Annotated in this window: 4 protein-coding genes and 1 pseudogene; 2 read left to right on the top strand and 3 right to left on the bottom strand. The window is 67.0% G+C overall.

The genetic code is table 11. The features are described 5' to 3' along the window. The coding region (locus ACXJL8_RS35750) for a LysR substrate-binding domain-containing protein (protein ID WP_456686518.1) at positions 1–582 on the top strand (582 nt) is incomplete at its 5' end. Positions 583–656: 74 nt separating this feature from the next. Here the strand turns inward: ACXJL8_RS35750 and ACXJL8_RS35745 are convergent. Beyond that, the gene (locus tag ACXJL8_RS35745) at positions 657–1,757 is read right to left on the bottom strand and encodes a hypothetical protein (RefSeq protein ID WP_456618208.1); all 1,101 of its coding nucleotides are present in this window, start codon (positions 1,755–1,757) and stop codon (positions 657–659) included. A gap of 237 nt (positions 1,758–1,994) precedes the next feature. Here ACXJL8_RS35745 and ACXJL8_RS35740 point away from each other — a divergent pair, with 237 nt between their 5' ends. Beyond that, positions 1,995–3,023, top strand: coding sequence for a patatin-like phospholipase family protein (locus tag ACXJL8_RS35740; RefSeq protein ID WP_456618209.1), 1,029 nt, complete (start codon positions 1,995–1,997; stop codon positions 3,021–3,023). 6 nt (positions 3,024–3,029) lie between these two features. Here ACXJL8_RS35740 and ACXJL8_RS35735 read toward each other — a convergent pair whose 3' ends face one another. Together ACXJL8_RS35735 and ACXJL8_RS35730 are read right to left on the bottom strand one after the other, a co-directional pair. Beyond that, positions 3,030–3,458: a CBS domain-containing protein gene (locus tag ACXJL8_RS35735; protein ID WP_456618210.1), complete on the bottom strand. Its 429-nt coding sequence runs from the start codon at positions 3,456–3,458 to the stop codon at positions 3,030–3,032. Positions 3,459–3,647: 189 nt separating this feature from the next. After that, positions 3,648–4,041, bottom strand: a pseudogene (locus tag ACXJL8_RS35730) (rhomboid family intramembrane serine protease); the annotation flags it as partial.

Genomic DNA, 4,041 nt, shown 5'->3' with positions numbered 1-4,041 from the left:
GCACAGACCATCCTGTGGCCGGCGCTCGCAAAGCTCCTGCCGCGCTATCCCGACATCAAGGTCGAGCTCGTCGTCGACTACGGCCTGACCGACATAGTCGCCGAACGCTACGATGCGGGCGTGCGGCTCGGCGAGCAGGTCGCCAAGGACATGATCGCGGTGCGGATCGGGCCGGAGATGCGCATGGCCGTGGTCGGCGCTCCCGCCTATTTCGCCGCACGGGGCAAGCCGAAGCGGCCGCAGGATCTCACCGAGCACAATTGCATCAATCTTCGCCTGCCGACCTATGGCGGGATCTATGCCTGGGAGTTCGAGAAGCGCGGCCGCGCCGTGAAGGTGCGCGTCGACGGCCAGCTGGTGTTCAACACCGGCCTGTTGCGGATGAATGCCGTGCTGGCGGGCCTCGGCCTTGCCTACTTGCCCGAGGACCTCGTCAAGTCGGAGATCGCCGACGGCCGGCTGATCCGCGTGCTCGCCGACTGGTGCGCGCCGTTTGCGGGCTATCACCTCTATTATCCGAGCCGACGGCAGCCGACGCCGGCCTTCGCGGTGCTGGTCGAGGCGCTGCGCTATCGGAAGTGAGGGTTGGGCCGATCGAGCTCACCGCGGCGAAGGTGCGCTCCCTCGCCCCGCTCTTCGCGGGGAGAGGCGAAGTCTCACCGCGCGACGACTTCGACTTCGCCGTCGACGCCGTTGACGACGTTGAAGCCGCGCTCATAGACCTTGCCCTCGTTCTTGGCGATGGCGCGGTATTCGCCTTCAGAGAGCACGACGCGCGGGAACGCACCGATTGATTCCTTGATGACGTCGCCGCCGGGCGTCAGCACCGACCATGCGGTGTTGGCGAGCGCCTCGCCGCCCCTGTCGCTGACGAGTTTCAGCGTGATGACGGCGGCGCGGTGGGTGATGGTGACGTCGGTGAGCTTGCCGGCCTGGACGCGGATGTCGGAGCGCACCACCGAGTTGGCGTCGCCATAGTTGGAGATGATGTAATAGGTGCCCTCCGGCAGCAGCACGACATCGCCGGCCGCGACGTTCGGCACCAGCGAGGCGCGCTCGCCGGCCTCGAACTGGCTGCCCTTGTAGATCGCGAACGAGATCTGGTTCAGCGGAATGCGGCTGGTGCCGACGCGGCCCTCGATGCGCAATCCGCCCGCCGGCAGCACGAAGGCCTCGCGGTCGGTCTCGGCCTTGAGGCTGACGGTCCGCACCGCGCTGACGAGGCCGAAGGCGACATGCACGACGTAATTGCCGGGCGGCAGCACGATGTTGGGCGTGGCGTTGCGGTCCTCGCGGATCAGCTTGAAGGTGCCGTTCTCGTCGGGACGATCGGCAAACACCCGCCAGACCAAGCCGCTGGTGATCGGGGCTGAGTCCTTGCCGTATTTCGCGGTCAGCGACAGCACGCCCTGTCCGGGCGCGGCCGCATTGAGCGGCGGGGCCGACGGCACCGTCGTGACCGCGGGCGGCGGCATGCTGGGCGTCACCGGCTGCATCAGGGTCGCCGGCAGGCTTGGCGACAGATTTGGGGGGGCCGCGCCCGGYCCGGAGGGCGGCGCCAGGCTGACGGCGCCGCCGGGGTCGGGCACCGAGGCCGGCGGCACCGGCGGCGGACGATCGGAGAAAAGCTGCGCCTGCGCAGCGCCTTGGCCGAGGGTAAATTGGCCAATGGTAAGGAGGCCCGCCGCAAGCATCAGCGCCGGCAGCAGCGATGCGCTGCGCCGCCATCCGATGATGCCGTCACCCCCGAGAGTCATGGCGTCTGCTTTTCACCGAAAACGCGGCAAATTCAAGCCTCAAGAACCCCGGGAAATGCGGTCATGGGGAACCTGGTTGACGCCTGCGTGATTAGTCCTGAGGCAACCATCCTCGCCATACTCCTGCCCCGTGCCCTCTCCAAAGCGGCATAAACCATGCTTCGCCCTGGTTCTGGCGGAGTGCAAGTCCGGTGCCTAGTCTCATGGTTGGGGGTGGCCCGGCGGAGGAGAGTTTCGGTGCTGGACATGTTGAAGGGTCGGGGCGCAAACGGCTCCAATGGCGAGAAGGTCGGCCTCGGCAGCATCCGCCGGCCGGTCATTGGCCTGGCACTCGGCGGCGGTGCCGCGCGCGGCTTTGCCCATATCGGAATCCTGAAGACCCTGCTCGCCAACGGCATCGTGCCCGATGTCGTGGTCGGCACCTCGATCGGCGCCGTGGTCGGCGGCGCCTATGCGGCCGGCCAGCTCGACACGCTGGAAGACTGGGGCCGCAGCCTGCAAGGGGTGCGCAACATCCTCAGCTATCTCGACATCCGCCTCAACGGCTCCGGCCTGATCGGCGGTGAGAAGCTCGCGACACGGCTCGAGCATGCGATCGGCCAGACCCTGATCGAGGACCTTCCGCTGAAATTCGCCGCCGTCGCAACCGAGGTCCGCACCGGCCACGAGATCTGGCTGACGCGCGGCCGCGTGGTCGACGCGATGCGCGCCTCCTATGCGCTGCCCGGCATCTTTTCACCCGTTTTGGTCGGCGACCGCTGGCTGGTGGACGGCGCGCTGGTGAACCCGGTGCCGGTCTCGGCCGCCCGCGCGCTCGGCGCCGAAATCGTCATCGCCGCAAATCTTTCCAGCGACATCTTCACCTATTCCACGACGGTCTATTCGCACGGCGCGGTGCCCGAAACAGCCGCTCCTGTGGCCCAGGAGACGACGGCAAAACGGCGCTTTCCGCGCTTGTTCTCGGCGGAGAAGACCATGAAGCGCGAGTTCTTCGGCGGCAACGGCCGGCCCGGCATCTCCTCGGTGATGGTGGACGCCTTCAACATCATGCAGGACCGCATCACCCGCGCCCGCCTCGCCGGCGATCCGCCGGACCTGCTGATCACGCCGCGGGTCGGCCAGTTCGGCTGGTTCGACTTCCACCGCGCCGACGACCTCATCGCGTTCGGCACCCGCGCCGCCGAGCGCGCACTGGACTCGATCCAGGAGGCCATCCACGTGCTGGCGCCGGCGCCCGAGGGCGCCGCGCCGAAAGCGAACGAGTGAGACCGATCAGGCCGTCTTGATGTAATCGCGCAGGGCTTCCTGCTCGGATTCGTATTCCTGGACGCGGCGCTTGACGATGTCGCCGATCGAGATGAGGCCGACCACCTTGCCGTTGTCGGTCACCGGCAGATGGCGGAACTTGCCGGTCGTCATCGTCTCCATGAGCTCGGCGACCGTGTCGGTCTCCTTGCAGGTCACGACCTTGCGGGTCATGACCTGACTCACGGGCTCCTCCAGCGCGCCGGCGCCGCGCTCGCCGATCACGCGCACGATGTCGCGCTCCGACAGGATGCCTTCGAGCCGGTTCTGGTTCATCACCAGCACCGCGCCGATCTTCTTCTCACCGAGCAGCTTGACCGCGGCGGCCAGCTTGGCGTCGGGCTCGACGCTCATGATCTGGTGGCCCTTGGTGTTGAGAATGGAACGTACCGTCATTGTTGCCTCCCTGAATCGGACCCGTCCGCTGTTCGCGGTCCGGGCTTGTTCTTCGGGTCTTCAACTAACAGTTATGGCGCCGGTTTCACGCTTCAGGCGCTTGTCGAAGCATCGCCGCTAGCGGCTTGTCGCTTCGAGCATTCTTCACGGGAATGATGAATGAAATCGGGCCGCGCCGCAAGCGCGGCTTCAAATACGGTTTGAAATGTCCTGTGATGACGCATCCGCAGCATCGCTTCGCACGCGCGGCACGGGATCGAACAGCGCGAACAGCAACAGACCGGCGAAGAAGCCGCCGATATGCGCCTGCCAGGCCACGCTCGCGCCTTCGGTCTCGATCCCGAAAGCGCCGATGCCGAAGATGATGTTGACGCCGAACCACACCGCAAGGAAGCCCACCACCCGCCCGTCGCGCAGCGCCCGCGACAGCGGCAGCGCCGGAACCTTCGCGGCGGTATCGGCGTCCGAACGGCTGAACGACAGGAAGCTGCCGCGCACGAAGGCGAAGCGGATTGCCGCCGCCATCGATCCCGACACCGACGCCGAGGCGCCGATCATCGGCGCCACCGCGTGCTCATGGGTG

Source organism: Bradyrhizobium sp. P5_C11_2 (assembly GCF_054049755.1).
The sequence above is the reverse complement of the archived record's forward strand: the minus strand, read 5'-3'. Positions and strand labels throughout refer to the sequence as shown.

What these genes read in the sequence shown, in the direction of transcription:
- ACXJL8_RS35735 (WP_456618210.1), bottom strand. Translation starts at nt 3,458, where the DNA reads ATGACGGTACGTTCCATTCTCAACACCAAGGGCCACCAGATCATGAGC.